This is a genomic window from Polynucleobacter sp. (assembly GCF_044342855.1).
Taxonomy (GTDB): Bacteria; Pseudomonadota; Gammaproteobacteria; order Burkholderiales; family Burkholderiaceae; genus Polynucleobacter.
In genome coordinates this window covers 73,890-100,438 of the sequence record NZ_JBIIPA010000004.1, presented here as the reverse complement: position 1 = coordinate 100,438, position 26,549 = coordinate 73,890, and the positions used below count along the sequence as shown (strand labels likewise).

General features: G+C 46.4%; 30 protein-coding genes and 2 pseudogenes. 13 read left to right on the top strand and 19 right to left on the bottom strand.

The genetic code is table 11. The features are described 5' to 3' along the window. Positions 1-52: 52 nt before the first annotated feature. Positions 53-223, bottom strand: a pseudogene (locus ACIQZ3_RS02800) (IS3 family transposase); the annotation flags it as partial. Between the two features lie 129 nt (positions 224-352). Here ACIQZ3_RS02800 and ACIQZ3_RS02795 point away from each other — a divergent pair. After that, complete coding sequence (locus tag ACIQZ3_RS02795) at positions 353-751, top strand: antitoxin Xre/MbcA/ParS toxin-binding domain-containing protein (RefSeq protein ID WP_397390132.1); 399 nt, start codon at positions 353-355, stop codon at positions 749-751. Continuing rightward, positions 751-1,455, top strand: a complete 705-nt coding sequence (locus ACIQZ3_RS02790) for an RES family NAD+ phosphorylase (protein WP_397390130.1) — start codon at positions 751-753, stop codon at positions 1,453-1,455. The genes ACIQZ3_RS02795 and ACIQZ3_RS02790 overlap by 1 nt, the downstream gene beginning before the upstream one ends. Positions 1,456-1,579: 124 nt before the next feature. Here ACIQZ3_RS02790 and ACIQZ3_RS02785 read toward each other — a convergent pair whose 3' ends face one another. Continuing rightward, on the bottom strand, positions 1,580-1,729 hold the full coding sequence (locus ACIQZ3_RS02785) for a hypothetical protein (protein ID WP_397390128.1): 150 nt from the start codon (positions 1,727-1,729) through the stop codon (positions 1,580-1,582). 6 nt (positions 1,730-1,735) lie between these two features. Further along, a complete protein-coding gene (locus tag ACIQZ3_RS02780) occupies positions 1,736-1,876 on the bottom strand; it encodes a hypothetical protein (RefSeq protein WP_397390126.1) in 141 nt (46 codons plus the stop codon). A gap of 77 nt (positions 1,877-1,953) precedes the next feature. Between ACIQZ3_RS02780 and ACIQZ3_RS02775 the strand changes: the two are divergent. Continuing rightward, positions 1,954-2,490: pseudogene (locus tag ACIQZ3_RS02775) on the top strand (integrase core domain-containing protein); the annotation flags it as partial. A 319-nt stretch (positions 2,491-2,809) separates the two neighbouring features. Here ACIQZ3_RS02775 and ACIQZ3_RS02770 read toward each other — a convergent pair. From ACIQZ3_RS02770 to ACIQZ3_RS02745, 6 genes are all read right to left on the bottom strand, one after another. After that, positions 2,810-3,328 (bottom strand): DUF6803 family protein, encoded by a 519-nt coding sequence (locus ACIQZ3_RS02770; protein WP_397390124.1) that lies wholly within the window; start codon positions 3,326-3,328, stop codon positions 2,810-2,812. Positions 3,329-3,385: 57 nt separating this feature from the next. Beyond that, positions 3,386-3,721 carry a hypothetical protein gene (locus ACIQZ3_RS02765; RefSeq protein ID WP_397390122.1) on the bottom strand — a complete coding sequence of 112 codons (336 nt, stop codon included), beginning with the start codon at positions 3,719-3,721 and terminating at the stop codon, positions 3,386-3,388. 16 nt (positions 3,722-3,737) lie between these two features. After that, positions 3,738-6,140 carry a DNA internalization-related competence protein ComEC/Rec2 gene (locus ACIQZ3_RS02760; RefSeq protein ID WP_397390120.1) on the bottom strand — a complete coding sequence of 801 codons (2,403 nt, stop codon included), beginning with the start codon at positions 6,138-6,140 and terminating at the stop codon, positions 3,738-3,740. Positions 6,141-6,231: 91 nt separating this feature from the next. Continuing rightward, complete coding sequence (locus ACIQZ3_RS02755; RefSeq protein WP_397390118.1) at positions 6,232-7,092, bottom strand: TatD family hydrolase; 861 nt, start codon at positions 7,090-7,092, stop codon at positions 6,232-6,234. Then, positions 7,089-7,784: a lipoprotein-releasing ABC transporter ATP-binding protein LolD gene (lolD, locus tag ACIQZ3_RS02750; protein WP_397390116.1), complete on the bottom strand. Its 696-nt coding sequence runs from the start codon at positions 7,782-7,784 to the stop codon at positions 7,089-7,091. The genes ACIQZ3_RS02755 and lolD overlap by 4 nt, the downstream gene beginning before the upstream one ends. Further along, positions 7,777-9,036, bottom strand: coding sequence for a lipoprotein-releasing ABC transporter permease subunit (locus ACIQZ3_RS02745; RefSeq protein ID WP_397390150.1), 1,260 nt, complete (start codon positions 9,034-9,036; stop codon positions 7,777-7,779). Before ACIQZ3_RS02745 ends, lolD begins: the two co-directional genes overlap by 8 nt. Positions 9,037-9,106: 70 nt before the next feature. Here ACIQZ3_RS02745 and ACIQZ3_RS02740 point away from each other — a divergent pair, with 70 nt between their 5' ends. The 4 genes from ACIQZ3_RS02740 (at position 9,107) to lysS (ending at position 14,531) form a co-directional block, all read left to right on the top strand. Further along, entirely contained in the window at positions 9,107-10,066 is a 960-nt protein-coding gene (locus tag ACIQZ3_RS02740; protein WP_397390114.1) for a hypothetical protein, read from the top strand. Next, positions 10,063-11,808, top strand: a complete 1,746-nt coding sequence (gene recJ, locus ACIQZ3_RS02735) for a single-stranded-DNA-specific exonuclease RecJ (RefSeq protein ID WP_397390112.1) — start codon at positions 10,063-10,065, stop codon at positions 11,806-11,808. Before ACIQZ3_RS02740 ends, recJ begins: the two co-directional genes overlap by 4 nt. Before the next feature lie 28 nt (positions 11,809-11,836). Further along, positions 11,837-12,941, top strand: a protein-coding gene (gene prfB, locus ACIQZ3_RS02730; RefSeq protein ID WP_397390110.1) for a peptide chain release factor 2 whose coding sequence is annotated in 2 segments (ribosomal slippage) — positions 11,837-11,917 and positions 11,919-12,941 — 1,104 coding nt in all. Because the reading frame shifts where the segments join, the coding sequence is not laid out codon by codon here. A gap of 33 nt (positions 12,942-12,974) precedes the next feature. Beyond that, the gene (gene lysS / locus ACIQZ3_RS02725) at positions 12,975-14,531 is read left to right on the top strand and encodes a lysine--tRNA ligase (RefSeq protein ID WP_397390108.1); all 1,557 of its coding nucleotides are present in this window, start codon (positions 12,975-12,977) and stop codon (positions 14,529-14,531) included. Positions 14,532-14,614: 83 nt separating this feature from the next. Here lysS and ACIQZ3_RS02720 read toward each other — a convergent pair whose 3' ends face one another. The 4 genes from ACIQZ3_RS02720 to ACIQZ3_RS02705 are packed head-to-tail and all read right to left on the bottom strand — an operon-like array spanning position 14,615 to position 16,398. Beyond that, entirely contained in the window at positions 14,615-15,067 is a 453-nt protein-coding gene (locus ACIQZ3_RS02720) for an OsmC family protein (RefSeq protein ID WP_397390106.1), read from the bottom strand. A 10-nt stretch (positions 15,068-15,077) separates the two neighbouring features. Beyond that, positions 15,078-15,560 (bottom strand): disulfide bond formation protein B, encoded by a 483-nt coding sequence (locus tag ACIQZ3_RS02715; RefSeq protein WP_397390104.1) that lies wholly within the window; start codon positions 15,558-15,560, stop codon positions 15,078-15,080. 39 nt (positions 15,561-15,599) lie between these two features. Further along, a complete protein-coding gene (locus ACIQZ3_RS02710; RefSeq protein ID WP_397390102.1) occupies positions 15,600-16,085 on the bottom strand; it encodes a methyltransferase family protein in 486 nt (161 codons plus the stop codon). Between the two features lie 40 nt (positions 16,086-16,125). Further along, positions 16,126-16,398, bottom strand: coding sequence for a hypothetical protein (locus tag ACIQZ3_RS02705; RefSeq protein ID WP_397390100.1), 273 nt, complete (start codon positions 16,396-16,398; stop codon positions 16,126-16,128). Between the two features lie 149 nt (positions 16,399-16,547). Here ACIQZ3_RS02705 and ACIQZ3_RS02700 point away from each other — a divergent pair, with 149 nt between their 5' ends. The 6 genes from ACIQZ3_RS02700 (at position 16,548) to ACIQZ3_RS02675 (ending at position 21,434) form a co-directional block, all read left to right on the top strand. Then, on the top strand, positions 16,548-17,324 hold the full coding sequence (locus ACIQZ3_RS02700) for a ferredoxin--NADP reductase (protein ID WP_397390098.1): 777 nt from the start codon (positions 16,548-16,550) through the stop codon (positions 17,322-17,324). Positions 17,325-17,431: 107 nt separating this feature from the next. Then, positions 17,432-17,596, top strand: a complete 165-nt coding sequence (locus ACIQZ3_RS02695; RefSeq protein ID WP_397390096.1) for a hypothetical protein — start codon at positions 17,432-17,434, stop codon at positions 17,594-17,596. A gap of 12 nt (positions 17,597-17,608) precedes the next feature. After that, the gene (locus ACIQZ3_RS02690) at positions 17,609-18,409 is read left to right on the top strand and encodes a sulfite exporter TauE/SafE family protein (RefSeq protein ID WP_397390094.1); all 801 of its coding nucleotides are present in this window, start codon (positions 17,609-17,611) and stop codon (positions 18,407-18,409) included. Then, positions 18,406-19,134 carry a phosphoadenylyl-sulfate reductase gene (locus ACIQZ3_RS02685; RefSeq protein ID WP_397390092.1) on the top strand — a complete coding sequence of 243 codons (729 nt, stop codon included), beginning with the start codon at positions 18,406-18,408 and terminating at the stop codon, positions 19,132-19,134. The genes ACIQZ3_RS02690 and ACIQZ3_RS02685 overlap by 4 nt, the downstream gene beginning before the upstream one ends. Before the next feature lie 27 nt (positions 19,135-19,161). Then, entirely contained in the window at positions 19,162-20,085 is a 924-nt protein-coding gene (gene cysD, locus ACIQZ3_RS02680) for a sulfate adenylyltransferase subunit CysD (protein ID WP_397390090.1), read from the top strand. Beyond that, positions 20,085-21,434, top strand: coding sequence for a sulfate adenylyltransferase subunit 1 (locus tag ACIQZ3_RS02675; protein WP_397390088.1), 1,350 nt, complete (start codon positions 20,085-20,087; stop codon positions 21,432-21,434). The genes cysD and ACIQZ3_RS02675 overlap by 1 nt, the downstream gene beginning before the upstream one ends. On the opposite strand, the gene ACIQZ3_RS02670 is transcribed toward ACIQZ3_RS02675, so the two are convergent. From ACIQZ3_RS02670 to ACIQZ3_RS02645, 6 genes are all read right to left on the bottom strand, one after another. Further along, positions 21,435-21,971: a c-type cytochrome gene (locus tag ACIQZ3_RS02670; RefSeq protein ID WP_397390086.1), complete on the bottom strand. Its 537-nt coding sequence runs from the start codon at positions 21,969-21,971 to the stop codon at positions 21,435-21,437. Further along, positions 21,961-23,220 carry a sulfite dehydrogenase gene (gene soxC, locus ACIQZ3_RS02665; protein ID WP_397390084.1) on the bottom strand — a complete coding sequence of 420 codons (1,260 nt, stop codon included), beginning with the start codon at positions 23,218-23,220 and terminating at the stop codon, positions 21,961-21,963. The genes ACIQZ3_RS02670 and soxC overlap by 11 nt, the downstream gene beginning before the upstream one ends. 86 nt (positions 23,221-23,306) lie before the next feature. Next, positions 23,307-24,299, bottom strand: a complete 993-nt coding sequence (locus tag ACIQZ3_RS02660) for a YeiH family protein (RefSeq protein WP_397390082.1) — start codon at positions 24,297-24,299, stop codon at positions 23,307-23,309. Positions 24,300-24,304: 5 nt separating this feature from the next. Then, positions 24,305-25,024 (bottom strand): GntR family transcriptional regulator, encoded by a 720-nt coding sequence (locus tag ACIQZ3_RS02655; RefSeq protein WP_397390080.1) that lies wholly within the window; start codon positions 25,022-25,024, stop codon positions 24,305-24,307. A gap of 9 nt (positions 25,025-25,033) precedes the next feature. Then, a complete protein-coding gene (locus ACIQZ3_RS02650; RefSeq protein ID WP_216230022.1) occupies positions 25,034-26,206 on the bottom strand; it encodes a UxaA family hydrolase in 1,173 nt (390 codons plus the stop codon). A gap of 42 nt (positions 26,207-26,248) precedes the next feature. Then, on the bottom strand, positions 26,249-26,530 hold the full coding sequence (locus ACIQZ3_RS02645) for an SAF domain-containing protein (protein ID WP_015421504.1): 282 nt from the start codon (positions 26,528-26,530) through the stop codon (positions 26,249-26,251). Positions 26,531-26,549: the final 19 nt, after the last annotated feature.

The following is a 26,549-nucleotide window of genomic DNA, read 5'->3' as shown; positions in this document are numbered from 1 at the left end:
CTCCCGTGGTTAATTCCTTTTGCCATCTAGCGACAAACTCTGTTGGGGTTTTGACCTCATGTTTGCGAACCCAATTGCGTAAGGTTTGGGCTGTGCAGCCTGTTTTACCGGCAATCGATTCAATTGCCGCCCACAGGGATGGATACTCACCACGGTGATCTCAAACCATTTGAACGGTGCGTTTGCGTACTTCAGGGGAAAACTTACTAGATTTGCTGTTCATGACTCTATCTTCTCAAAAGTTAGAGCCTCCATTAAAGCCGGGGCGGTTCAAAATTATTTATTCTCTAATCTCTCAGTATTGTTATAATAAAAACAATAAAAGAGGCATTTAAAACATTAAGGAGGATGTATGTTGGCCCATGCAGAAACTACAAATAGAGAAATAGAAGTTGATCGTAGCGCCTTGGCCAAGATGATCATGCAATTGCTAGATCACTGGGACCTGCCTACTGAAGATCAACTTGCTTTGCTTGGTCTTGCACCGACCAATCGTTCGGCTCTGAGCCGTTATCGCCATGGTGATCCTATTGGTGTTGGCGTAGATCAATATGCCCGAGTTGGCCATTTACTGGGCATCCATAAAAATCTGCGAATCTTATTCCCTCGTAATAAGGAGCAGCTCTATAGCTGGATGAAGGCTAAAAACAAGGCTTTTGAAAACCGCACACCCGTCGAGGTAGTCAAAGAATTTGGATTTACTGGATTACTCATGGTTCGCTCTTATTTAGATCGTGCTAGGGGTGCTTAATGGATCAATTCTTTGATGGTTTGACCTTAATTGATGTCCATAAAGACCTCACCAGAAATATCGCATCACTTATCACTAGCGAAAACCTCTTTGATGATTTGAGCGACTCACCTGGGGACTGGGAGACTGCCGTGCAGGTTGAGTTAGATGGTAAGCCCAAAGATTTTGATTCAGCCTCGCCAATTATTCATAGACCGTTTGAAGACGCCATATGGGATAACGCGATTACCTACCCCTTTAATCATTGGATAAAAAGTCGGTTTTCTGATGGCTCCCATGGAGTTTGGTATGGGGCAGATTGCGTGCAAACCAGTATTTATGAGTCGGCTCACCATTGGTACTCTAGATTATTGAAAGACTCTGGGTTTACTCAGTCTGGAATGATTTCTGAGCGAAGGACTTACCTAGTGCGATGTGATGCCGTCCTAATTAGTATCAAGGAAAAGGTATTGGCTTTCCCTCAAATTACTGATGCTAACGATTACACCTTTTGCCAGGCTATTGGAGCAAGATTGCATCATGAAGGGCATCCAGGTTTAGTGACACGTTCAGTAAGAAATCTTGCAGGTGAAACATATGCCATCTTGCATTCCAGGGTGTTATCCGCCCCGCGGATATGTGCCTATTTCACTTATGAGCTCAGGGATGATGGGATTGCGGTCTTAGAAGATGGAAAAAATGAATTTATGTTCATTAAGCAATAGTTTGAATCAAAACATGGTTATGGCATATAGAGATAGGCTGTTCGTGATAGCCCCAACAAACTGCAGGTAGACCGGGGAGAAGACTTGATACCTGTCCATGAGCAGCTGCGCTGCATTTTTACGTCTAGTGGGGCGCAGAAAGTGAACCCTTGATGACTTCCTGGAGCATGACTTCGCGTAGCGATAGGTCTGCCACCAACTTTTTGAGCCTAGCGTTCTCTTGCTCCAGGTCTTTGAACTTCTTAGCTTGGTCCGCTTTCATGCCGCCGTACATTTTTCTTCAGCGATAGGAGCTTTGGACGGCAATGGCTAGAGCTTTGCAAGCCTCATCTAAGGTCTTGCCGTTGGCAGTGAGAACCTCAATTTGCCGCAGCAGGGAAACGATTTGCTCAGGTTTAAAACGCACTCCATGTTTGGCCATATAAACGCTCCTTTTTAAGTAAAAGATTATCAAAATCTCTCACTTGGAGTGGTGCTAATTTTCAACGCGGGTCAACTGGACCCAATGAGGTTTGGGCATGCGATTTTGTCTTTGATGCTTGTGCCAACGGGCAAAAGCTCAAGTGCTTAACCCTGATAGACGAGTTCACCAAAGAGAGCCTGCGCATTGATGTGGCCGGCTCGATTAAAGGCAAGCGAGTAGTGCAAGTGCTAGAGAAAGTAATCGCAGAACGTGGCTGCCCCAAGGTTCTGCGCAGTGACTATGGTCCAGAGTTCGCAAGTACCGTCTTGTTGGAATGGGCGGTAGAGCGAGGTTTGCACAACTTACATATCGAGCCAGGCAAACCTTGGCAAAACGGCACTAATGAGAGTTTTAATGGCAAATTTAGAGATGAGTGCTTAGCCATGAACTGGTTTCATAGTAGAGCGCATGCTAAGGTGATCATTGAAGTATGGCGTAAGCAAATGACCGTAGGAAATCCCTTTAGGGACAATTTAATCAGGCCACACTCAAGTTTGGATTATCAAACCCCAACAGAGTTTGTCACTAGATGGCAAAAAGAGTTAACAACGGGAGCCAGAGTTTCTAGATGAAATTGGTCCGATAAAACCAGACAGGTCAGGTCCATCATTAGCGTCAACGGCCCGGAGGCTTTCTCAAAAGAGATTGCTGCGGAGTACGCGACATACAAAGATGTAGTTACCAAGCAGAAATTAGAGTTGGAGTAATTTCTGAGTCGCTAAGCGAAAAACCGCCCGAGGGCGGTTTTTTACGCTCTTAGCTTCTTCCTTAGTGAGAATGACCTTGTGAGTTCATTGGCATTTTATTGGGATTACCGTTTGGCATACTTCCGCCATTCATCATCTGCTGATGCATTGCTTTCATTCCCTCATGCATCGCTGGATCACAGTACTAATGGCCACCACCAGCACTGTCCCCACCCATTTGGTGAGTGTTGGCTCCTTTGTAACCCAGGAGGGATGGATCTAGCATGCCCGCAATCATGGCGATATGCCCAAACACCAAAAACAACGCAACACAAATCGCATGAATCTTGAGTTTGTCCATTTGATCTAAGGTTTTATTTACAAAACCAAACTCTTGCAAGGCTATCCAAATTAAAGGTAAGCCCCCTATCAAATAGCTACCCACCGCTATGACATCAATAGCAGTACGCCACTCGTTATTTTTAGTTATAGGTAGCACCGCAGCAATCATGAGGTACGCAATCACGCCAATGAAATAGAGGCCCACTGTCGTTCCCGCAAATCGATTCAGGTGATAAACAAAGCCATCAAACTTTCGCGTAAACAGAATGTATAGCTCGGTGATTGCTAAGGTCTCAGCAAGTGCTACCGGTATGGCCATAAAGATCAACAAATTCCACGGCTGGTTGTCAGCCAATAACTGCATATAGTGAGTCATATTCATTAGTATTCTCCAAAACAAAATTATCTAAAGGCATCTAAGCGCCAAAATTAAACGTGATTACAGAAAATTTCTGGGAGGCTTGTAAATGGACTCAGCCATTTTGGAGGAAAGCAGCTCAGGATCGCTAGGCAAATATGCCTCAACTTGCTTGAATGCAAAAAATTTAGACGGAGTAATTAGAATCGCCACTACCGCACAGCAATAGTGGGTGGCATTAGCATTGCCACTAGACTTACCATCTTCTGTATGGGTAACTACTGCAGCATCTTGGCAATGCTCATGACCAGAAGCCACAACAGCATTACTTGCCATATTGAATTCAACAGGCATCATTGCAGCGTTGATTTGGCTGACAAAGAGACTAAGAAAAAGTAGTGCAATGAATTTCTTCATAACTTTAGTTTACGCCCTATTGAGGCCGCCTATGCCATAAGCGCTTGCTGTGCTGGCGCCAAAATAGCGGTCGGTCTTGCTTAAGATCTGATTTAGATAGAAATGTCCAAACTTGCGCCCCAGTGCTTGGTGTTTGGTAAAACGGAATACTCATACCTTGATAGCGGGCAGTGACTGTTGGATGTGGATGTCCGTAACGATTTCGATATCCATTTTGAGCAAATGCTTCATCGGGACTTAATGCCATTAAGAGCTCTTGAGAGGAAGATGTTTTGCTACCGTGATGTGGCGCCATGAATATCACATTCTTAGCCACGAGATTATTGAGGGCTGCTTGAGTTAAGCGTTCGGTTATTTCAGCCTCGCCCTGCCTCTCCACATCGCCAGTCAACCAGAATGATGTGGTTGGGTTACGCACTTCCAGCACACAACTGACCTCATTTGGCTTTCTGGGATGTTGATCCTCAAAAACCGTATGCTCATTCGGATGCCATATATGAAAGTCCACCCCATCCCATGACCATTGTTGACCAAAGCGACAGGGAATGGCGGGTACTTTTCTACCCTCTAAATTGACGAGCAATGGATTGGTACTTGGCAAAGACCCCATCATGGAATCAAATGTAATTTCTTTTAGTAAGCTAGCTGCCCCTCCAATATGATCGCTATCACTGTGACTAATCACCATACGATCAATGCGATTAATTCCCCGCCCTCTCAAATACGGCAGGATGATCCTTTGGCCAGCATTATCTTTTCCCTGAATGGGGCCAGTATCGTAGAGCAATCGCTTTGTTTTGGTTTCGATAAGGACTGCTGTGCCTTGACCGATATCGAGTACCGTTGCCCGAAACTCGCCTTTTGACAAATTAGCATTAGTCAGCGGCTGAATAAATAAAGTTGTGCACATTGCGAGGCCTACAACTCTAGATGGCAAATTCTCCCGAATGGATCCGGGACGAATCGCTATGGCGATGCCAATGATTGACATCACCATTGCCCACCCAGCCGGCTGACTGGACCAAGCAATCGCCCATCTCCAGTTAGCCATCCAAGCAAGCATGATGGCTAAGTAGTCCATCGTGGCGTGCGCAGGTATCAGTAACCATTTACCAATGAAGTCAGGCAATAAAGCGCCAGCTATGGCTAGAGGTGTCACGATATAACTCACTACGGGAATGGCAACAGCATTTGCTAGCGGAGAGACTATCGAGACTTGATAAAACCAATGCAAAGTTAATGGCAAAAGCGCGATAGTAACAACCGCCTGTACTCGACAAGCATCCCTTAGAGCTTGAGTAACCCTATATTGCCAATCCAGCTCTAGCTCCCTGCCAGTAGGCAACCCCAGTAAGCCATCAGAATCCTGCATCGCATACAAAATAGCTGCCACAGCCCCAAATGAGAGCCAGAACCCCGGCGTATAGGGCGCCATTGGATCGATGAGAAGTACAAAAGCTAACGCCCACCACCAGATATCAAATGATCGTGGACTTCTGCCAGACCATAGCGCAAAGGCAACCACCCCCACCATATACATGGTTCGCTGAGCTGGAATCTGAAATCCTGCCAACCAGGCATACACAAATGCCGTCAGAAATCCCGCGGCTGCAGCAACCTTGCTGATGGGAATCAATAGCGGCAGAGTATTACGGCGCCATAAAAATGAGGCAAGCATGGCACCAAATCCTGCCAACATCGTGACGTGGAGTCCTGAGATCGATATGAGGTGCCCAATACCAGTGGCATTAAATACGCGCCAATCTTCTTGATCGATCGCATTCTGATCCCCCATCACCAGCGCTGCAATCACACCGCCGTAGCGTGCATCTCTTGGTAGTAGGTGCTGAATCTTTTGCCTTAATTTCCAGCGCTGATACTCCATAGCTAAAGCGAATTCAGTAAAACGAATATCTTTCTCGGTAATTAGTCTTCCAGATCGCACAGATCCACTGGCACCAAAGTCCTGATGAAAAGACCAACGCTCAAAATCAAAGGTGTAAGGATTTAGGGAGCCATATGGTCTTTTGATTTTGACCTTGAATTTCCAGCGCTGACCTGGAATGACCTCCGGAACATCTTGGGGGTTACGCCATGCTGGCTGCCAACTCAAATACACCTGCGGTGGAAATGATTCAATCGCCTCTTTACCCAAAAAGGCTTTATCTATAGCAAAAGAAAACTTTGCACCACTGCGGGAGCTCTGCGGCAAAGTATTTACCCTCCCCTCCAGAATGAGATCTTTACCCTCATACTCTATCGAAAGGACATTGGCCAATCGACCTTGTGCGTAATGTGCATTCCAAGCAAATCCTAAGGCGAAACAACAAACTGCTAGGAATGCGCTACTTGCATGGCAATTTTGGATTGAGGTGTAATTGATGCAAATGCCAAATAGGGAAATGACGATGGTCGCCATACAGATCCAAGGCCAATTCTCTGGCACGGCAGGAAAAAATAGAAGAAGCGATCCCCCGGCGATGAACGCCGAAATATTGATGCGCAAGTTCTTAAGAAGCGGATTGTGGGTTTGGCTTGTTGGCCATCAATGATGACCAGCGGGGTAATGCTTGCATGGCATTTTGCCAAACTGCCTTTGAAAAAACTTCCTCACTAATGCCGCGAATGCCAGCTAATTGACGAGCAATTCTAGGGAGCAAGGCTGGCTCATTAAATCGACCACCCTCCCCCTTAAGCCAAGCCGACGGAATATCCGGCGCATCAGTTTCGGTAACGATGCTGTCCAATGGTAGGTCTTGTAAGAGTCGGCGAATTTGTAAAGCACGATCATAGGTTGCGGCGCCACCAAAACCCAGCTTGAAACCTAGCTCAATAAATTGCTCGGCTTGCTGATGGCTGCCATTAAAAGCATGCGCTATGCCGCTGGGGACTTTTCTTTTACGTAGAGCTTTGAGAATGGCGTCTTGTGAACGACGCACATGCAAAATTACCGGCAACTGAAATTGCTGAGCCAAATCGAGTTGCTTGTGAAAGAAATACTCTTGGCGCTGAGGATCAAGACCTTCAATAAAATAATCTAGACCGATCTCACCAATGCCCACAAATCGCGGATCATCCAATGATTGCTCAATCTGATTTTTAAGAATATCGATATCACCCTCTTGGGCTTGATTGATATACAAAGGATGTATACCCAATGTATAAACCAATCCTGGAATTTGATTGCCGTACTGGTTTGCTAAGTTTTTAGCCTGATCCCAATCAGAAGCTTGAACCGTGGGCAGCAATATGGCTTTAACGCTCTTACTCGCTGCTCTTGAAACGATTTCTGAAAGGGTATCTCTGAACTCTGGCGCATCTAGATGGCAATGGGTATCAACCCATGTGAGCTCGGTACTGGCATCGCTCATTGTGCGAATGTCTTTAATACTCCGCGCTCTAAATGCAAAATTCGGTCACAACGTTTAGCGCGAATAGGATCATGGGTTACGATCACAAAAGCGGTGCCCTGCTCACGAGCTATATCCAACATCAAGTCAAATACGCCGTCGGCAGTTTCAGTATCGAGATTACCCGTTGGTTCATCCGCCAAGACGCAAGAGGGATTTCCCACTAATGCGCGGGCGACTGCAACACGTTGACGTTCGCCACCAGATAGCTCTCCTGGTGTGTGCTGAACTCGCTTTGCTAGGCCAACCGCATGCAGCATCGTATTTGCCCTCTCCATAGACTCTTCGTTACTCAGTCCACGAATGTGTAAAGGCAAGGCCACATTCTCAACGGCACTGAATTCATCTAAGAGATGATGGAATTGATAAATAAATCCTAGACTCTGGTTACGCAGTTGATCTAATTTTCTAATGGGCAGCTTATGGAGATTCTCTCCGGCCAATATCACTGTGCCTGCGCTCGGTGTATCCAAGCCGCCCAAGAGATGCAGCAAGGTGCTCTTACCTGAACCAGAGGATCCAACGATAGCCACCTTCTCAGAAGCGCTCACCTGTAAATCAATTTCCTTAAGGACATCAACCGCTGTTGCTCCTTTGCCATAGGTCTTTGCTAGACCTGAAGCACTCAAAATGATTGGGTTGGAATTACTCATAGCGCAATGCCTCCGCAGGCTGAACTTGGGCGGCGCGGCGACTTGGATACAAAGTGGCCAATACAGAGAGGCCGAAAGCCATCAAGCCAACTGTAACCACATCAGATAAACGAACATCCGAAGGCAGCTCACTAATAAAGTACACATCGCGTGGCAAGAAGCGTACCCGGAAGATCGCCTCAATAGCCGGAACAATCACATCGATATTTAATGCAATCAGAAGACCCAAGCCAACGCCGGCCAGAGAGCCTAGCAAGCCAATCGCCAAGCCTTGCACCAAGAAGATCCGCTGAATGAGTCCAGGGCTTGCACCCATGGTTCTTAAAATCGCAATGTCGGCTTGCTTCTCATTGACGGTCATCACTAAGGTAGAGACTAGATTAAAAGCAGCTACAGCAATAATTAATGTGAGGATGATGAACATCATCTTTCTTTCGGTTTGAACAGCAGCAAACCAATTTCGGTTAGAACGTGACCAATCGCTGACCCATAAAGCTTGCGGAACTACCTGGGCTAATTCAGCGGCAATTTCTGGGGCACGCTGCATATCATCCACCTTCACTCGTAAACCGGATGGGTCTTGTAAGCGTAATAAAGCGGCGGCATCTTTCCAATGCATGATCGCTAAAGAGCTGTCATATTCATAATGACCACTATCCACAATACCAACCACTTGCAGCGTTCGCATTCTGGGCATGGCACCTGCAGGCGTGAGATCGCTCTCTGGCACGATCAAATTAATACGATCGCCCACATGCGCACCAACCATATTGGCAAGCTGTGTACCTAAGGCAACCCCGAAAGCACCCGGCTTGAGATCTTCAATACTGCCAGCAACGAACTGCTTGGGTAAATCAGAAACCTTACCCTCTTCACTTGGTAGTACTCCACGAATAGCCACGCCACGCATGACGTTCTCGCGACTCAATAAACCCTGTGAACTTACCATTGGGGCGACACCTACTACGTGGGGCTGTGCAGCCACCTTCAGTGCAATCGGCTGCCAATCAGCCAAACCATCTGGGGCGGTAATTTCAATATGGGAGAGTACGGACAACATGCGGTCGCGCACTTCCTTCTGAAAGCCATTCATGACGGAGAGAACCACAATCAAGGCTGCAACACCTAAAGCGATGCCTGCGGTAGAGATTCCGGAAATAAAAGAGAGAAAGCCATCACGCTTGCCCACTGTCTTACGACGCTTGGATCGGGTATAGCGCAGGCCAATTTCTAGCTCAATAGGAAGTCTCAACATAGCTACAGTTTAGTGAATTAAATGAGCAAACCAATGGATTCTGTAAATGCCACCTAAAATCAGGGGAATGACTGCTAATTTGACCCCCCAAACAAGCGCCAGCCGACGCTTTACCCTGATGGTGTCAGGGGAAGATGCTATTGAATCAGGGTTAGATCAGAATGCTCCGCCTAGCGGATTACCGCAAGAACGCTTTCTATTGGGCGATCGTTTGCCAATAGCCCCAGTCTTGCTCTTAGGTCAGAGTGATTTAGTAGTCAACCCAAATGAAACTATTGCTTGCCTCCAGCCAGTCCATTTTCACGCGACTAGAGATCATTTAATCCTAATGGCTCAAAGTCAGATTGATCTGACAGCAAATGAATCCACCAAGTTGCTAGAGGTTGCACTCCCTTTTATCGAAGAGGACTTTAGAAACAAAGTCTTATTTCAGGGGCAGCGTGATTGGTTTATTCCAGCGGGGCCATTTGCCAGCTTGGCAACCCACTCGATTGATCAGGCTCATGGTCGAAATATTGATTGGTGGATGCCACGTGATACGAGTGAACTTGGAATTGCCAAGCTCTGGCGAAAACTTCAAAATGAAATTCAAATGCTCTGGCACATTGATCCCGTTAATGAAGAACGTGCACAACGTGGGCTGCCAAGCATTAACTCCCTTTGGATTGGCGGCATTGGCAAGCTTGCTGATATTCAGGTGCCTGAGTTCTTGGGCAATGTATCTCATATTTATGGAGATCATCCCCTCCTAACTGGGTTGGCTAAATACCTTGAAGTCCCACAACAGAATGAAATTGATTTTTCAAAATTGCAAAATACCTTTGCGTGGATTGATCGACCCGAACGTATTTGGGATGACTTAAGAAAAACTCTTTTGAATAATGAGTTAGAAGAAATTGAAATCATCGATTTTCCAAAGGGTCAGACTCGCCACAGAATCTTTACGGCCAAAGACTTAAATAAAAAGTCATGGGTATTCTGGAAAAAATCAGAGCTCTTAACTTGGAAAGAAATCATTTCAGCATGAGCATATTTTCCAAACGCCCCTTCTCTGATAGGACGGCTAGCTGGTTACAGCAAAGTGGCCTACACCCATTGCTAGCTAGGCTGTATGCAGCCCGTGGCATTGATAAACCAGATGAACTCTCCTTAGATCTGAAGCAACTACTCTCCCCAGTAGAGTTAAAGAACTGCATCAGCACTGCAGCCCTACTGGCCGATATTCTGGAGCGCAAAGAGGCTATGCTGGTAGTGGCTGACTATGACTGCGATGGCGCCACTGCTTGCGCAGTTGCGCTCCGCGGCTTGAAGATGCTGGGTGGTGTAGATACCCCCATTCAGTTCTTAGTACCGAACCGTTTTACGATGGGCTATGGATTAACTCCAGAGGTAGTGGATCTAGCCGCCCAACAAAACCCCAAACCTAAATACCTCATCACAGTGGATAACGGCATTGCTAGTGAAGCTGGTGTAGACCGAGCTCGCGAGTTAGGAATGGAAGTGATTGTGACCGACCATCACCTGCCAGGCGATCGATTACCTAAAGCTACCGCAATCGTCAATCCTAATCAGCCTGGCTGCAGTTTTCCAAGCAAAGCGCTTGCGGGTGTGGGGGTGATGTTCTATTTATTAGTTGCACTTCGTGCGGAGCTTCGTAAGCGTGGCAAATTTACTTCTGAGACTCAACCGAAAATTGAGAACCTACTAGACCTTGTGGCCTTAGGTACCGTAGCAGACGTTGCACAACTTGATCGCAACAACCGCATCTTGGTTTCCAACGGCTTAAAGCGCATTCGCGCAGGGGTTTCACAAGCGGGCATTCAAGCACTGTTTCAAGCGGCTGTACGAGATCCTCGTAAAGCCAATGCCTTTGACTTAGGTTTTGCTATAGGCCCTCGCCTGAATGCTGCTGGGCGCTTAGCGGATATGACCTTAGGCATTCGCCTCTTGCTGAGCGATAAGACAGAAGAAGCTGCCGAGCTGGCCTATGAGCTTGATCGCATTAATCGCGAGCGACGCGTAATCGAAGGCGGAATGCAAGAAGCTGCCCTTGCCCATCTCGCAGAAGATCAATTAGCAGGCACCATGGCTGAGCGCTCGAGCATTTGTCTTTGGAACGCGGGATGGCATCAAGGCGTAGTTGGCATTGTGGCCTCGCGCCTGAAAGAGCGCTTCAATCGCCCTGCAATTGTGTTTGCTCCAGCGGATGGCGCTAGTGGAGAAGAGTTGCGAGGCTCAGGTAGATCGCTAACAGGCTTTCATCTACGCGATGCCTTGGATATTGTTTCCAAACGCGAGCCAGGTTTGATTCTCAAATTTGGTGGTCACGCCATGGCGGCAGGCCTGAGCATCAGAAAAGCGGATTTTGAAAAGTTTGATGCCGTGTTCCAGCAGGTGGCCAATGAACTACTAAACGATGAATTATTAGAGCGTCGCCATATTCATGATGGCTCGCTCGATCTTTCTGAATTCACACCAGAAACTGGTGATCTCCTCGCCGAAGAAATCTGGGGTCAAGGCTTTCCTCAGCCGATCTTTTATGGGGAATTTGAAGTTGGGCAACAAAGCCTCATGAAAGAAAAACATCTGCGCTTGCAGCTTCGTCCTATTGGCGATGGTCAACTGGCTAGCAAACCATTTACAGGGGTTTGGTTCAATCGGACACAGCCCTTGCCAGCCAAGGCCAAGCTGGCCTATCGCCTAGTAACAGACCGCTTCCAGGGGCAGGCACGTGTGCAACTCATGATTGAGGCCCACGACGAGGGCTGAGTCGCAATAACCCCCTTATAATTAGGGGATGGAAGCCGAACAACTCAATATTATTTCAAATACCCTGTCCGATCTGCTCACTCGCGAGCAAGCACTTCGGGGGTATCTTTGACTTCGAAGTAAAGTCACGACGCCTTACTGAAGTTAACTCTATTCTTGAAGATCCCACTATCTGGGATGATCAAAAGAAAGCACAAGCCCTCGGCAAAGAAAAGAAATTGCTCAATGGTGTTGTTGCTACCCTCACCGATTTAAATAGCAATATCACTGGCGCCCTCGAATTATTCGACATGGCTAAAGAAGAAAGTGATTTTGAAACGATTGGCGCTATCGAACAAGACGTTGAGAGCTATAGCAAGATCATTCATGATCTTGAGTTCCGCCGTATGTTCCATAATGAAATGGATTCATGCAGTTGCTTTATTGATGTTCAAGCAGGTGCTGGCGGAACAGAGGCTTGTGACTGGGCTAGCATTCTATTGCGCCAATACCTTAAGTATTGCGAGCGCAAAGGCTATAAGACAGAAATCTTGGAAGAATCTGATGGTGATGTTGCGGGCATTAAGAGTGCCACCATCAAAGTCGATGGCGAATACGCTTATGGACATCTCCGCTCAGAGACTGGCGTACACCGCTTAGTGCGTAAGTCACCGTTTGACTCGTCCAATGGTCGCCATACTTCTTTTGCCAGTATTTATGTATATCCAGAGATTGATGACTCGATTGAGATTGACGTTAATCCTGCTGATATCCGCACTGACACCTATCGCGCCTCCGGTGCAGGTGGTCAGCACATTAACAAAACTGACTCAGCGGTTCGTTTAACCCACCTTCCAACCGGAATTGTGGTTCAGTGTCAGAACGACCGAAGCCAACACCGCAATAGAGCTGAAGCAATGACGATGTTGAAGTCACGTCTATATGAGCACGAGATGCAAAAGCGTCGTGCTGAACAAGACAAGCTTGAGGCCAGCAAAACTGATGTGGGCTGGGGCCACCAAATCCGCTCTTACGTCCTGGATCAAAGCCGCATTAAAGACTTACGCACCAACGTTGAGATTTCTAATACGCAAAAAGTATTGGATGGCGATCTCGATGCCTTTATTGAAGCCAGCCTGAAACAAGGCGTTTGATTCATTCCCTCTATTTCAGTATCAATATTCCATATGAACGATCAAGTGAACTCCAATCCTAACCAAGCTACGGCCACGGAAGCTGTTGATGAAAACCACATCATTGCTGAACGTCGCGAGAAATTAGCTAAGCTGCGCGAAGGCGGAGTAGCATTTCCAAATGACTTCGCGCCAACCCACTTAGCTGCAGATCTCCATACCCACTACGACAGCCTCACCAAAGAAGAGCTTGCTGCTAAAAAAGTACACGTCAAAGTTGCCGGCCGCATGGTACTGAAACGCGTGATGGGTAAGGCTAGCTTTGCGACCATTCAAGATCGCAGCGGTCAGATTCAGTTCTATATCAACGATGAAATCAGTGGTGCAGATACTCATGGTGCATTTAAGCACTGGGATATGGGTGACTTTATCTCCGCTGAAGGCAATCTATTTAAGACCAACAAGGGTGAGCTCTCAGTTGAATGTAGCAATCTACGTCTACTCAGCAAATCTCTGCGCCCTCTTCCAGATAAGTTCCATGGCCTCTCAGATTTAGAGACTAAGTATCGTCAACGCTATGTTGATTTGATTGTGAATCCAGAGAGCCGCAACACTTTCAGAGCGCGTAGCAATACGATCGCTTCCTTGCGTCGCCATATGCTGGATGCAGACTTCATGGAAGTTGAAACACCAATGCTCCACCCAATTCCTGGTGGCGCAACAGCTAAGCCATTCATTACACACCACAATGCTTTAGATATGCAGATGTTCTTGCGTATCGCGCCAGAGCTGTATTTGAAGCGCCTAGTAGTTGGTGGCTTTGAACGCGTCTTTGAAATTAACCGCAATTTCCGTAACGAGGGCGTTAGCCCACGTCACAATCCAGAATTCACGATGATGGAATTCTATGCAGCCTATACGGATTACCGTTGGTTGATGGATTTTACGGAGAGCTTAATTCGTTCCGCCGCAATGGATGCGCAGGGTACCGCTGTATTGACCCACCAAGGTCGTGAACTCGATTTGAGCAAACCATTCCAACGCTTAACTATTACTGAAGCCATCCTAAAGTATTGCGGCCAGTCCAATAAGAGCTATGAGCCAGCCCAACTAGAAGATGCTGCATTTATTCGTACTGAGCTGAAAAAAGGTGGTGAGAATCCAGACTCCCCCACCTTGAAGAACGCTGGTATTGGCGCCCTTCAATTAGCCTTATTTGAATTGGTTGCTGAGTCACATCTTTGGGAGCCAACTTACATCATCGATTACCCAATCGAAGTGAGCCCTCTTGCCCGTGAATCCGATACGCGTCCTGGCATTACCGAGCGTTTTGAATTGTTCATCACCGGTCGCGAAATTGCCAATGGCTTCTCAGAGTTGAATGATGCAGAAGATCAAGCCAATCGCTTCCGCAAACAAGTGGAACAAAAAGAAGCTGGTGATGAAGAAGCAATGTACTTTGACCATGACTTCATTCGCGCGCTGGAATACGGTATGCCTCCAACAGGTGGCTGCGGCATCGGTATCGACCGCTTAGTGATGCTATTGACTGACGCACCCAATATTCGTGATGTGATTTTGTTCCCACATCTGCGTCGCGAAGAAGAGTAACTAGTCCGATCAGCACTCTTTAGAAATACAAAAGCCGCAGAATTCAACCTCTGCGGCTTTTTCTTTTTGTGGACTTGAATAACTTAGCTTACTGGATACAGCTTCGTGTTATCGCTATCGATTACCGTAACATTCACCGGAATACCTAAGCTAACACTAGAAGAAATGGTACAGAAATCCTGAAATTGCACCAATACGCGATCAAGGTTTTCCAGGGTATGGCCTGGCACACCAATCCGAATCTCCACCTGGATTGCCAGAATACGAAGGCGGTTTTCTGCGTTTCTACCTATTTCGCAACTGGCTTTGGTTTCGATTGGCTCAGGATTCTGCTTGAACTTACGTAATGCGAATAGCAAAGAATCGGATAGGCAATTGGCTACTCCAGCCAATAAAAACTGTGACGGTGTAGCGCCTTGAGATCTACCCAATGGTGGCGGCTCGTCCCCATAAATGGGGTCGCGCTCTTCGTTGTAGTAAATAGCAAATTGATAATCGCTTTGCTGCACCAGTCTCACTGATGGGGACTCGCTCATATGCTCCCTTTTATTTGGGTAATTGTTTAAAGAAGGTGATTGCTAAAACTAGTAGAAAGAAGGTAAACCAGAGGAAAGACCACTCAGGTACTTGCAAACCAAGGATTGCCGGTAACTTTGCAGAACATAGACCATCAGCTTTAAACAACCAAGGGAAACCTTGAGTCAATTGAAATTGATTAATCCAGGTTTCTAGAGGATCAATTCCGCAAGAGATTTCTGGGTGCGAGATCAACCAGACTTGACGCCCGGCTACCGAAAGGCCGTAGGCCGCTGAAAGCGTCGCCAATATATGGAAAAGCTTTCTAAGGGGATTAAAGCTAGCAGCCAAAAAACAAAAGATGGCGATACCCAAATACCCAACCCTCTGCAGAATACAAAGTGGGCATGGCAGAAAGCTCACCCCTTGATATCCAACTTGCTGGAGGATGACGGCAAAGATGACTAGCCCCAGGCTAAGCAAAGCGAGGTAAATGTATTTAATCTGACTCATTCGCAAATGATAACCAAATCAAAAATCAGTATGGCTATCTCAATAAATTCCCGGAATCAGTTTTTTAACTCTGACTTGATAGGCTCTGTAATCAGGAAAGCGCTCTACTAGCCACATTTCTTCCCGCCTAGCCTTGATGTCAAATAATAGAAATAAGCAAATTGAATACGCCAATATATAAACCCCAGGGAAGATGAGTAGCCAGGCCAGAGCCGCTAAGAGCACTCCGAAATAAATGGGGTGACGAACATATCTATATAAGCCAATCTGAATCAGAACAGCATCATCTTTGGGGCAAGGCAAGGGAGTGAGATTTTTTCCTAGATTAATTACTGCAATCGCCATAATTAAACAGGCTAGCAAGCCAATGGCAATGCCACAGGATTGAAGGGTCGTAGCTAGCGGCTCTGAGCTAACTAGATGGGATCCCTGAGGTCCAAATAAGATTAGGGCAATCAAGACACCTTGAACCACCACATACCACGCACCTTTTTCGAAGATGGATTTATGGGGTGATGAATTCATATTGTGGCCTTATGGAGATAAGGCCACAGTCTATCTTGCTTTAGTAGTTCACGGCCCGACTAAAGTGATCATCAATGCTCGCCTGGTCTTGCGTAAGCACATGCTGCGCGATAAGAAACATCCCTGAAATGAAGCTAAGGCAAACCAGTAGTCCAAAGGCGTGATACTGATTTAAACCATTCTGATCAAGCACCTCTAGGTACAGAGTGCTCTCCAAGGCCAGATGAGTCGATAAGCTTAGCAGAGCCAAACCCAGAAATATCTGGATGATGGTCAGAAATAGGGGTTTTTGGACTGCAGTCTTTGTAGACATCAGATTCTTTCAATGGGCTATGGAAGAATCATAGGGAGCTTGTAGGTATAAGTAAAAGAATCTCTTTTTATAAGCTAAATACTTTTATATATATAGAACCAAGCTCAGAATGAGGATAATTAGGGTTTTGCACCTACTATTAATCACTTATGGCAGCCTACAACACCGAAACCGTCCTTACAGTTCACCACTGGAATGACACCCTATTTAGTTTCACCACCACCAGAAATAAGGGTCTGCGTTTCCGTAGTGGTCACTTTTTGATGATTGGTTTAGAGGTCGAAGGCAAACCCTTAGTTCGCGCCTATAGTGTCGCAAGCCCTAACTATGAAGAGCATTTAGAGTTTTTGAGTATCAAGGTTCAAGATGGCCCCCTCACCTCTCGCCTTCAGAGGATTCAGGTTGGCGATCCAATTTTGGTAAGCGAAAAATCCGTTGGTACCTTAGTCATTGATGACTTAAATCCCGGAAAGCATCTTTACCTTTTCAGTACCGGCACAGGATTAGCGCCATTCATGAGCATCATTCGCGATCCAGATACTTATGAGAAGTTTGAAAAAGTAGTTCTGATTCATGGCGTGCGCCTAGTAAGCGAATTAGCCTACGCTGATTACATTAAGAATGAACTCACTCAAGACGAATACATTGGTGAAATCATTCGCGAGAAATTAATCTATTACCCAACAGTGACGCGTGAGGCTTTTAAGCACACTGGTCGTTTAACCACTGCGATTGAATCTGGTCAACTCTTTAAAGATATTGGCTTACCCCCATTAGATCCAGCAGTGGATCGCGCGATGATCTGTGGCAGCCCATCTATGCTCAAAGAAACTGCTGAGATGCTCGATGCCAAAGGCTTTAAGGTATCTCCCAGCCTCGGTCAATTAGGTGATTACGTATTTGAACGTGCGTTCGTAGAAAAGTAATTTATCTTATATATCTAAAAGTAATTTGTATATCGCTATATATTACTTGTGGATATATAGATCCCTTGGTAAATTCTTCTTAACAAGATATTTACCAAGGAATTCAGATGTCCCCCGTACGCGAACACTACAACCCGATCATTACCGAGCTATTGCGCGAACACGATCGCCTGCCACATGAGAATGTGACGGAACGTAAAAGCTTCCAGCGTCAAATTCTGTTTCTGATGAACGCGATCAAACTTGATGAGTTTGAGCAGGCCTTTGCTTAGCTGAAGAACAACATGCTCATAATCGACTTTCTCCTCAATTCCTCCAATTTCATTATTTCTGGCGCGCTTGTAGGACTTCTTGTTGGCATGACGGGTGTCGGTGGCGGCTCACTCATGACCCCCTTACTGACACTAATTTTTGGAGTTGCCCCCACAACAGCGGTTGGGACTGACCTAGCATTTGCGGCGATAACAAAAGGTTTTGGTACGGCTGCACACCGCCTTCATGGAAATGTATGTTGGGATGTTGTTCGCCTTCTCTGCATCGGCAGCATTAGCACCGCAATACTCTCCATCATCACCCTGAAATATGTCGGACCAGTCTCTAAGGATTGGAATCATCTCATTAGCCTTGCTATCGGAATCTCCGTCCTATTAACGGCGGCATCCCTTCTCTTCAGAACCAAGATTTTGAAATGGGTTAAAGATAATCCGCGCAATCTCCCAAATGGCAAAGCCCTAAAGGCTGCGACCATTGGTGTTGGGGCAGTTATCGGGATTCTTGTGACGGTCTCTTCAATTGGTGCTGGCGCAATCGGAGCCACACTCATTTTGCTGCTCTACCCACACCTAAAAGCCTCTGAAGTAGCTGGGACTGATATTGCTTATGCAGTTCCATTGACCGCACTAGCCGGGCTTGGGCATTGGTGGCTAGGCAACGTTCATTTTGATTTGCTATTTGGATTGCTGATTGGATCTGTGCCTGCCATTTGGCTGGGCGCGAAACTATCAAGCATCCTATCGGAAAAGGCAACAAGAACAACTCTTGCGGGAACATTATTCTTGGTTGGAATTAAGCTGGTGTCTTCATGATTGCTCCAGACTTTTGGTCAATTCCAGATCGTAAGCTTACCTCCACAGAATTAGCAGAAAAGACTACCACCCTTAAGCAACGATTAACTGAGATTGCCTCACGTTTTTCCGATATTCGCTTTGCGACAAGCTTGGCTGCGGAGGATATGGTGATCACCGATGCAATTGCCCAATCCAAGGCCAATATTCAACTATTTACCCTGGCCACCGGTCGCTTGCATCAAGAAACCGTGGATATGACCAAGACTACAGAAAATCACTATGGGATTTCAATTGCGAAAGTCTACCCGGAAGAAAGTGATATTCAAGCATTCATCGACCAATATGGAATGAATGGTTTTTACGATGGTGAAGTAGCTAAGAAAGCCTGTTGTGGCGCTCGCAAGATTAAACCTTTGAACGCAGCGCTCTTGGGTGCTGATGCTTGGCTCACAGGTCAACGACGTGAACAATCTACCACTCGAGTTGAACTCAACTTTGAAGAGCTAGATGATGCCCGTGGCATTGCCAAGTTCAACCCCCTGTTTGATTGGAATGAAAGTGATATTTGGACCTACATCAAACAAGAGGATGTACCCATCCACCCTCTGCACTTGAAAGGCTACCCCAGCATTGGTTGCGAGCCGTGCACGCGCCAAGTCAAACAAGGTGAGGACATTCGTGCGGGTCGCTGGTGGTGGTTGCAGAGCGATAGCAAAGAGTGCGGTCTTCACATCAACAAATAAATTACCTAGCAGAGAACGAATTACAAAATGCAAGAACAGAAATTACTAGACGACCATTTGGATTGGCTTGAAGCTGAGTCGATCTATATCATTCGTGAAGTGGTAGCACAGTGCGCAAATCCCGCCATGCTGTTCTCTGGCGGCAAGGATTCGATTGTGATGTTTCACCTGGCTCGCAAAGCCTTTCAGTTTGGTGATCGCCCAGTCAAACTCCCCTTCCCCATTCTCCACATTGATACCGGGCATAACTATCCAGAAGTCATTGCCTATCGCGATGCCGTTGTTGAGAAGACCGGCGTGAAGCTCATTGTTGGGCATGTAGAAGACTCCATCAAAAAAGGGACTGTGCGTTTACGCAAAGAAACTGATTCTCGCAATGCTGCCCAAGCAGTCACCCTGCTTGAGGCGATTGCTGAGCATGAGTTTGATGCCCTTATGGGTGGCGCACGCCGTGATGAAGAAAAAGCCCGCGCCAAAGAACGGATCTTCTCCTTCCGCGATGAATTTGGCCAATGGGACCCTAAGGCACAGCGCCCAGAACTCTGGAACCTATATAACGCACGCATTTCTCAAGGAGAAAATATGCGTGTATTCCCAATTTCTAATTGGACGGAGCTTGATATCTGGCAATACATCGCCCGCGAGAATTTAGAACTGCCAAGCATTTACTACACCCATGAGCGCGAAGTAGTTCGTAAGAATAGCCTTTTGGTTCCCGTAACCAATATCACCCCTAAAGCACCGGGCGATATCAGTGAGATTCTGAAGGTACGCTTTCGTACTGTAGGCGACATCAGCTGCACTTGCCCAGTCCTGAGCACGGCTGCCAACCCTATCGATATCATCGCTGAAACCGCGATTACAGAGATCACTGAGCGTGGTGCAACCCGCATGGATGATCAGACTAACGAGGCCTCCATGGAGCGCCGCAAGAAAGAAGGTTATTTCTGATGACTACCCAAACGAATGTTTCTCCACACCAAAATGTAGTCCGCTTCATCACTGCTGGTAGCGTTGATGATGGTAAGAGCACGCTTATTGGCCGTCTACTCTACGACACCAAATCCATTTTGGTTGATCAGCTTGAGTCTCTATCCAAAACCAAGCATGTTCGCGTCACTTCATCGGATGCGGGTGTTGACTTAGCGCTACTCACCGATGGTCTTGAAGCTGAGCGTGAGCAAGGCATCACCATTGATGTGGCTTATCGCTATTTTTCTACGCCTAAGCGGAAGTTTATTGTGGCTGACGCTCCGGGTCATGAGCAATATACGCGTAACTTAGTTACTGGCGCCTCTCAATCCGATGTTGCAGTCATTTTGGTTGATGCTACTCGAGTAGATCTCAGCACGAATCCTACGACTTTGTTGGCACAAACCAAACGTCATGCAGCAATCGTTCATTTGCTTGGCTTACGCCATGTCGTCTTTGCAGTTAACAAGATGGACTTGCTCAACTTTGATGAGAAGGTTTTTAACGCCATCAAAGCGTCAATTGAAGACTTATGCAACAAAATCGGCTTGCCTGAGCCCACCTTAATTCCGATGTCTGCTTTGCTCGGCGCCAATGTCGTCACTGCTAGCAAAGATACACCTTGGTACAAAGGCCCTACACTCCTGCAGTGGCTAGAAGCTTTGGATACTAGCCCGCAGTCAGAAAAAACCGGCTTACGCCTTCCGGTGCAGTACGTTGCTCGCCAAGATGGTAGCGCCTCCGATGACTTCCGCGGCTATCTCGGTCAAATCGAGTCTGGCTGTATTCGAGTAGGCCAAAAAATTAAAGTTCTACCTGAAAATCGAGAGGCAACTGTTTCGAAGATCTATTTAGGCAATCGCTCAAATCGTGATCAAGCTAATGCGAATAATGAAGTCAAGTCCGCTCAAACAGGTGAAGCCGTGGCAATTAGCCTAACCGAAGATATTGATGTTTCTAGAGGTTGCTTATTTATTAGCGCTGAAGACGCTGCGTTACCAATACTCAGCAAGCAGATATCTGCTGATCTCTGCTGGTTAGATAGCGAGCCGCTCTCCTTGAGTCGAAAGTATGCCTTGCGACATACCACCAATACTGTTGGCGCCAAGGTTAAAGAAATTCAAAAAGTGCTAGATGTAGAAACACTGTCTCACGCCCTTGAAACACACCCCCTCACCACAAATGAAATTGGTCAAGTGGACTTTGTATTGCAAAAGCCAATTGCTGCTGATTTATTTAGTCAGTCTCAAAAAACCGGTGCATTTATCCTTATTGATGAAGCCACCAACCATACAGTTGCTGCAGGCATGATTAGGGGTGCATGCTAATTATTTTTCAACCGCAATAAACCCATCTCTATTTGGCATCTTTACCAATGGCAATGAGCGCGCATTCATCACCTCATCTTTAGAAACAATCTTGTTCATATACAAGATGTAAGCAGTTAATGCATACACCTGATCATCCGTGAGTGATTGTGGAGCCTGGTGCGGCATAGCTCTCCTTACATAATCAAATATGGTTGTGGAGTAAGGCCAAAAACTACCCACCGTCTTGACCGGCTTATCTGTATTGAGCTGACCACCACCAACTAAGCGATTAGCAATTCCACTCTGCCCCTTCTCACCATGACAAGAGGAGCATTTCTGCTGGTAGATGATTTCACCTGTTACAGCACTACCAGATCCAGCTGGCAATCCTGCACCGCTTGGACCAATATCAATATTCCACGCCTTGATTTGGTTTTCAGTTACCGGCTTACCAAGACCAACCGGTCCAGTTGCGTGATATCCGCCAGTGCAGGCCACCAGAGAACCTAACAGTCCCAAAATTAGAGGGAGCTTCACAAAGGATTTAACGACCATTTGTAATCTCCCCATTAGCAGCAACACGCCATGGCTGAATTGCATTGTTGTGATAGAAACTATTGGGGCTTTTGACCTTTAATAAAGCCTCCATGCTTGGCTGAGTATCGCCACTGGAATCGATCGCTCGGCTCATGAACACGGTCGGCTCACCATTCCAAACCCAGGGATAACGGAAGCGCACCAAAGACTTATCCATGACCGGCTCTTGCAATATGGCATTACCCCAAGATTTTCCGCCGTCTGTCGAAACTTCCACCCTTTTAATCTTACCGTTGCCGGACCAAGCAACGCCCGAAACCTCATAAAAACCTTTAGACTTGAGTTTCATCATGCCCGATGGTTGCGTAATGACAGATTTCACATCCATTGAGAATGTAAATTGCTGCGCCTTTCCATCGCTCTGTAGATCGGTATAGGCAGATGTTTCTTCACGCGTTTGCCAAGGCTCGGATCCCAATTTAAGGCGCCTTAGCCACTTAATACTCATGTTGCCCTCGTATCCCGGCAAGAAGAGGCGAAGAGGGTACCCCTGCTCCGCACGCAACATCTCACCATTCTGGGCGTACACCAGCAAAGCATCATCCATCATCTTGCTCATTGGAATGCTTCGAGTCATTGCAGCACCATCCGCACCTTCTGCTAAGGCCCATGTAGCGCCAGCCTGAACTCCGCATTCTTGAAAGATGGTAGAGAGACGAACCCCAGTCCATTCGCAACAAGAAAGTAGCCCGTGGATTTCTTGGGCAGTTTTACCGCTTGCTTTTTTTAATTCAGCCGCACTATTACCGGAACACTCTAAAAAATAAACGCGAGATTCTGACGGGAAACGAACGATATCTTCCATGGACAACATCAAAGGACTATCCACCATGCCATGGATGACTAAGCGATGCTGGTCGGGATTGATATCCGGCACACTAGCGTGATGCCTCTCGAAGAAGAGTCCATTTGGCGTAATGATGCCGTGTAAGTTTTGTAATGGTGTCCGCGATCCAGTTAAAAATGTTGGAGCGGGAGATGGCAAGACTCGAACTACATTCTTTTCGTATTTTGAGGGCAATCCATAAGGTGGATTGATGAAAGTAGAGCCCTGCACCTTAGTCCATGGATCAACTTCCAAAAATTCACTGGGTGAGGTTTGACCTAAGGTAGTGCCAGAGACCAGTGCGGCACCAAGGCCCGCACCTACGCCGGCAGAATTTTTAAGAAATTTACGACGGCTTGAAATATTGCTTTTGTCCGACATAGGTAGCTCACCTTTTTAAAATACACTCACCAATTGAGAACGCATTTTTTTAGAGAATACCGCCAAAATAATTATTAGCAATGACGTTAAGCCAGATTCAGGATAAAAATGAAGCCGATTGAAGCGATAAATAGGGTTTCCACTAGCAACATGACTACCGGTTGCCAGCCGAGCTTTGCCAACTCCTGAAAGTTTGTTTTCAGGCCAGCAGCGCCAATAGCAATCACCAGCATCCAGCGAGATAGGCCGCCGATTGAGTGAGTTACAGAGCCAGGCAAAATCTGCATAGATGCAACAACTGACAGAGCGACAAATCCTAATAGGAATGTTGGTATCAGGCGTAAGCTACCCCAACCTAAACGCTGAGATGATTTTTCCGCGCCAAAGAAAATAGAAATAAATAAAACTACCGGCAATAACAGTGCGACTCGGAATAACTTAACAACCGTAGCCACATCACCTGCCTCGGGGCCAAATAACATACCCGCCGCAACTACCTGTGCAACATCATGAATGGTTGCCCCCAAAAAGATACCAGCGGGTAACGCAGCAATATTGAGCAACTGGAGAGCAAAGGGATATAACACCATTGCAATAGTTGAAAGAACGGTTACCCCAACTACTACCAGCAAAGTAAATCTTTCGTTCTCTTTTGTTTTTGGTAGAACTGAGGCGACTGCCAAAGCCGCAGATGCTCCGCAAATACCAACAGATCCACCCGCGATCAAGCCAAAGTCAGGGGATAGCTTCAAAAGTTTAGCGAGAAAGAATCCAAGACATACTGTAGCGCCAACGGCGAACATCACCATTAATCCGGTATTCAAACCGATTGCACCAATATCAGCAAATGTAATGCGAATACCCAGGAATGCAACGCCTAAACGTAAAACTGTTTTTGCACAAAAATCAATTCCCGGTTTCACCGTCTCATTGAGATATAAAAAATGAAGAGATAGACCAATCAGCAATGCATATAACAACTGTGGGCCACCATAATTCTCAGATAAAAAGCTGGTCGACATGGCAATAACTAGGCAGACCGATAGCCCTGGAATATTTTTTCGGGCAGCGGTAAACATAAAAATTATGCTACCAACTCACTGAAATACTCATGTTGAGTGGTATTTAGGGTAGAGACACGCCACTCCAAAGGCTCATCCTGGATGCCGAGCGCTACCCTTCGGATAACAATGACCGGAGAATCTGGATTCAATCCAAGCCACTCGCCATGTTGCTTACCAGCTAGTCCAGCTCGTAAACGCTCGCTACTTCGCACAACGGTTTGGCCATACTCCATTTGATACATCTGGTAGATGCTGCCCTGACGATCAATGAAGTCTGCACGGGTTAAATTTTTAAATCTTTGTTTATCTAACGTGATCTGATCGATCATCACACACTGCCCCCCTAATGAAAGGCGATTGGTAATTCTCCAAACAGGTGACCCCTCTTTAATTTCTAGCTTGCCTGCCTCTTCCTTATTGGCGGAAGCGCTATTTAAGGAAACCAGCTCAACTTTTGGGTAAACCTTTTTTTCAGCATCGTGTTTGACGATATGAAAAAAATAATATAAAAGCCTTTTGAGATCATGCTCAACAACATAGGTACCCCTGCCTTGGCGTCGAACCACAATGTTTTCTGCGACCAACTCGTCCACCGCCTTGCGCAGGGTTCCTATAGATACATCTAACTCTTTTGATAAATCCTTTTCGGCAGGCAATGCCTGCCCCATAGGATAGCGACCCCTGACCAGATCCTCGGTGATCTTTTGCTTAACTTCTTGGTAAGCGGTCAGGTTTCTCATGCTGCAGTCTTATGCTGATTCGTATAAACGAGTCAATACAAACTCACGGTGACCGAGAATCTCAGAAGCAGTTAATTCACCATCAGCTGTACGCTTCAAGCAATCTAACAACTTATTGCCCGCATCATCCATATTCTCTTCGCGACGTAACAAGCCAGACACATCAACGTCGATATGCTCACCCATAGTACGAACAGTCTTTGGATTAGCGCAAATCTTAATTACTGGAAGAATTGCATTACCAATTACGTTACCTTGCCCTGTTGGGAAGAAGTGAGCTGTAAAGCCAGCAGCTGCACACAAGGTGACCATTTCAGCAGCAGCTGATGATGAGTCCATGAAATGCAGTCCAGGAATAGTTGGCTCTTCACCCTTATCGAGCACGCTATCCACAATACATTTCTTGCCAATTTTTTGGATATTGCCCAAAGCCTTCTCTTCGATGGTTGTTAAACCACCTGCAATATTGCCTTTGGTTGGCTGAGAGTCAGATAGATCGCTTGTCTTATGACGCTCAATGACATCTTGATAACGATCAAACATCTCGCGGAACTTCTTCTTCACCTCAGGAGTGCGGCAACGTGCCTCAACTAAATGTTCGCCACCAGTTAACTCAGTAGTCTCACCAAATACCAAGGTAGAACCAATTCCATAAAGCTTATCGAAAGCATCGCCAACAGTTGGGTTTGCACCGCAGCCAGAAGTCGTGTCAGATTCACCGCATTTTGTAGAAACCCACAACTCGGAAAGAGGAGCGGAAACGCGTTTTTGCTTAGATGCATGCTTCATCATGCTGTAAGCAGCTTTGCTGGCAGAAGCAATCGTTGCTGTATCGCCGTTACCTTCGATCCAGAATCCCTCAACTGGCTTTCCTGATGCCTTGATGCCATCGACAATAATTTTTGTCCACTGTGGCTCAATACCAATCACAACTACTGCTGCCACGTTTGGATTGGATCCAGTTCCAATTAAGGTGCGGAAGTGTAAATCCAAGTCAGCTCCGAACTGTAAACGACCATAGGAATGAGGAATTGCCATCGTTCCCTTGATGTTATTTGCTACTGCTTCACAGGCAGCATTAGACAAATCGTCTAAAGGCAAAATCAATACATGGTTGCGAATACCCATGCGTCCGTTTTCACGGCGATAACCTAAAAAGGTTGCGTCTTTTAAATTAGTCATTTTTATATCTCTCTCAATGAATAGGTAGGTAAGGAGACTGGATTACCAGCGCTTAGTTTTTACGTTCTGGACGTGGAGATGCTCGCCTTTTTTAATTGGGGCCACCACTTTTCCAATATCAACGCCGTATTTCATTACCGTGTCACCTGGCTTGAAATCGTTCAATGAAATTTTGTGACCAATTGGAATATCACTTTCAGATTTGATATTTAAAGTTAGGTCACCATCCATTACCCAACCAATCAAGTCGGTTCCGGCTTTAACACCCTCAACTACTACTACACCTACGCCATCTGCTGGCTCATGCACGACAAAGTGGATCATTACTATCTCCTCAATAATC

What these genes read in the sequence shown, in the direction of transcription:
- ACIQZ3_RS02780 (WP_397390126.1), bottom strand. Translation starts at nt 1,876, where the DNA reads ATGGCCAAACATGGAGTGCGTTTTAAACCTGAGCAAATCGTTTCCCTG.
- ACIQZ3_RS02705 (WP_397390100.1), bottom strand. Translation starts at nt 16,398, where the DNA reads ATGTCTACAAAGACTGCAGTCCAAAAACCCCTATTTCTGACCATCATC.
- lysS (WP_397390108.1), top strand. Translation starts at nt 12,975, where the DNA reads ATGAACGATCAAGTGAACTCCAATCCTAACCAAGCTACGGCCACGGAA.
- ACIQZ3_RS02650 (WP_216230022.1), bottom strand. Translation starts at nt 26,206, where the DNA reads ATGACTAATTTAAAAGACGCAACCTTTTTAGGTTATCGCCGTGAAAAC.
- ACIQZ3_RS02755 (WP_397390118.1), bottom strand. Translation starts at nt 7,092, where the DNA reads ATGAGCGATGCCAGTACCGAGCTCACATGGGTTGATACCCATTGCCAT.
- ACIQZ3_RS02655 (WP_397390080.1), bottom strand. Translation starts at nt 25,024, where the DNA reads ATGAGAAACCTGACCGCTTACCAAGAAGTTAAGCAAAAGATCACCGAG.
- ACIQZ3_RS02790 (WP_397390130.1), top strand. Translation starts at nt 751, where the DNA reads ATGGATCAATTCTTTGATGGTTTGACCTTAATTGATGTCCATAAAGAC.
- ACIQZ3_RS02795 (WP_397390132.1), top strand. Translation starts at nt 353, where the DNA reads ATGTTGGCCCATGCAGAAACTACAAATAGAGAAATAGAAGTTGATCGT.
- lolD (WP_397390116.1), bottom strand. Translation starts at nt 7,784, where the DNA reads ATGAGTAATTCCAACCCAATCATTTTGAGTGCTTCAGGTCTAGCAAAG.
- ACIQZ3_RS02715 (WP_397390104.1), bottom strand. Translation starts at nt 15,560, where the DNA reads ATGAGTCAGATTAAATACATTTACCTCGCTTTGCTTAGCCTGGGGCTA.
- ACIQZ3_RS02660 (WP_397390082.1), bottom strand. Translation starts at nt 24,299, where the DNA reads ATGTTTACCGCTGCCCGAAAAAATATTCCAGGGCTATCGGTCTGCCTA.
- ACIQZ3_RS02785 (WP_397390128.1), bottom strand. Translation starts at nt 1,729, where the DNA reads ATGTACGGCGGCATGAAAGCGGACCAAGCTAAGAAGTTCAAAGACCTG.
- ACIQZ3_RS02720 (WP_397390106.1), bottom strand. Translation starts at nt 15,067, where the DNA reads ATGAGCGAGTCCCCATCAGTGAGACTGGTGCAGCAAAGCGATTATCAA.
- ACIQZ3_RS02770 (WP_397390124.1), bottom strand. Translation starts at nt 3,328, where the DNA reads ATGAATATGACTCACTATATGCAGTTATTGGCTGACAACCAGCCGTGG.
- cysD (WP_397390090.1), top strand. Translation starts at nt 19,162, where the DNA reads ATGCAAGAACAGAAATTACTAGACGACCATTTGGATTGGCTTGAAGCT.
- ACIQZ3_RS02740 (WP_397390114.1), top strand. Translation starts at nt 9,107, where the DNA reads ATGACTGCTAATTTGACCCCCCAAACAAGCGCCAGCCGACGCTTTACC.
- ACIQZ3_RS02765 (WP_397390122.1), bottom strand. Translation starts at nt 3,721, where the DNA reads ATGAAGAAATTCATTGCACTACTTTTTCTTAGTCTCTTTGTCAGCCAA.
- recJ (WP_397390112.1), top strand. Translation starts at nt 10,063, where the DNA reads ATGAGCATATTTTCCAAACGCCCCTTCTCTGATAGGACGGCTAGCTGG.
- ACIQZ3_RS02710 (WP_397390102.1), bottom strand. Translation starts at nt 16,085, where the DNA reads ATGAATTCATCACCCCATAAATCCATCTTCGAAAAAGGTGCGTGGTAT.
- ACIQZ3_RS02695 (WP_397390096.1), top strand. Translation starts at nt 17,432, where the DNA reads ATGTCCCCCGTACGCGAACACTACAACCCGATCATTACCGAGCTATTG.
- ACIQZ3_RS02700 (WP_397390098.1), top strand. Translation starts at nt 16,548, where the DNA reads ATGGCAGCCTACAACACCGAAACCGTCCTTACAGTTCACCACTGGAAT.
- ACIQZ3_RS02685 (WP_397390092.1), top strand. Translation starts at nt 18,406, where the DNA reads ATGATTGCTCCAGACTTTTGGTCAATTCCAGATCGTAAGCTTACCTCC.
- ACIQZ3_RS02760 (WP_397390120.1), bottom strand. Translation starts at nt 6,140, where the DNA reads ATGGCGACCATCGTCATTTCCCTATTTGGCATTTGCATCAATTACACC.
- ACIQZ3_RS02675 (WP_397390088.1), top strand. Translation starts at nt 20,085, where the DNA reads ATGACTACCCAAACGAATGTTTCTCCACACCAAAATGTAGTCCGCTTC.
- soxC (WP_397390084.1), bottom strand. Translation starts at nt 23,220, where the DNA reads ATGTCGGACAAAAGCAATATTTCAAGCCGTCGTAAATTTCTTAAAAAT.
- ACIQZ3_RS02690 (WP_397390094.1), top strand. Translation starts at nt 17,609, where the DNA reads ATGCTCATAATCGACTTTCTCCTCAATTCCTCCAATTTCATTATTTCT.
- ACIQZ3_RS02670 (WP_397390086.1), bottom strand. Translation starts at nt 21,971, where the DNA reads ATGGTCGTTAAATCCTTTGTGAAGCTCCCTCTAATTTTGGGACTGTTA.
- ACIQZ3_RS02645 (WP_015421504.1), bottom strand. Translation starts at nt 26,530, where the DNA reads ATGATCCACTTTGTCGTGCATGAGCCAGCAGATGGCGTAGGTGTAGTA.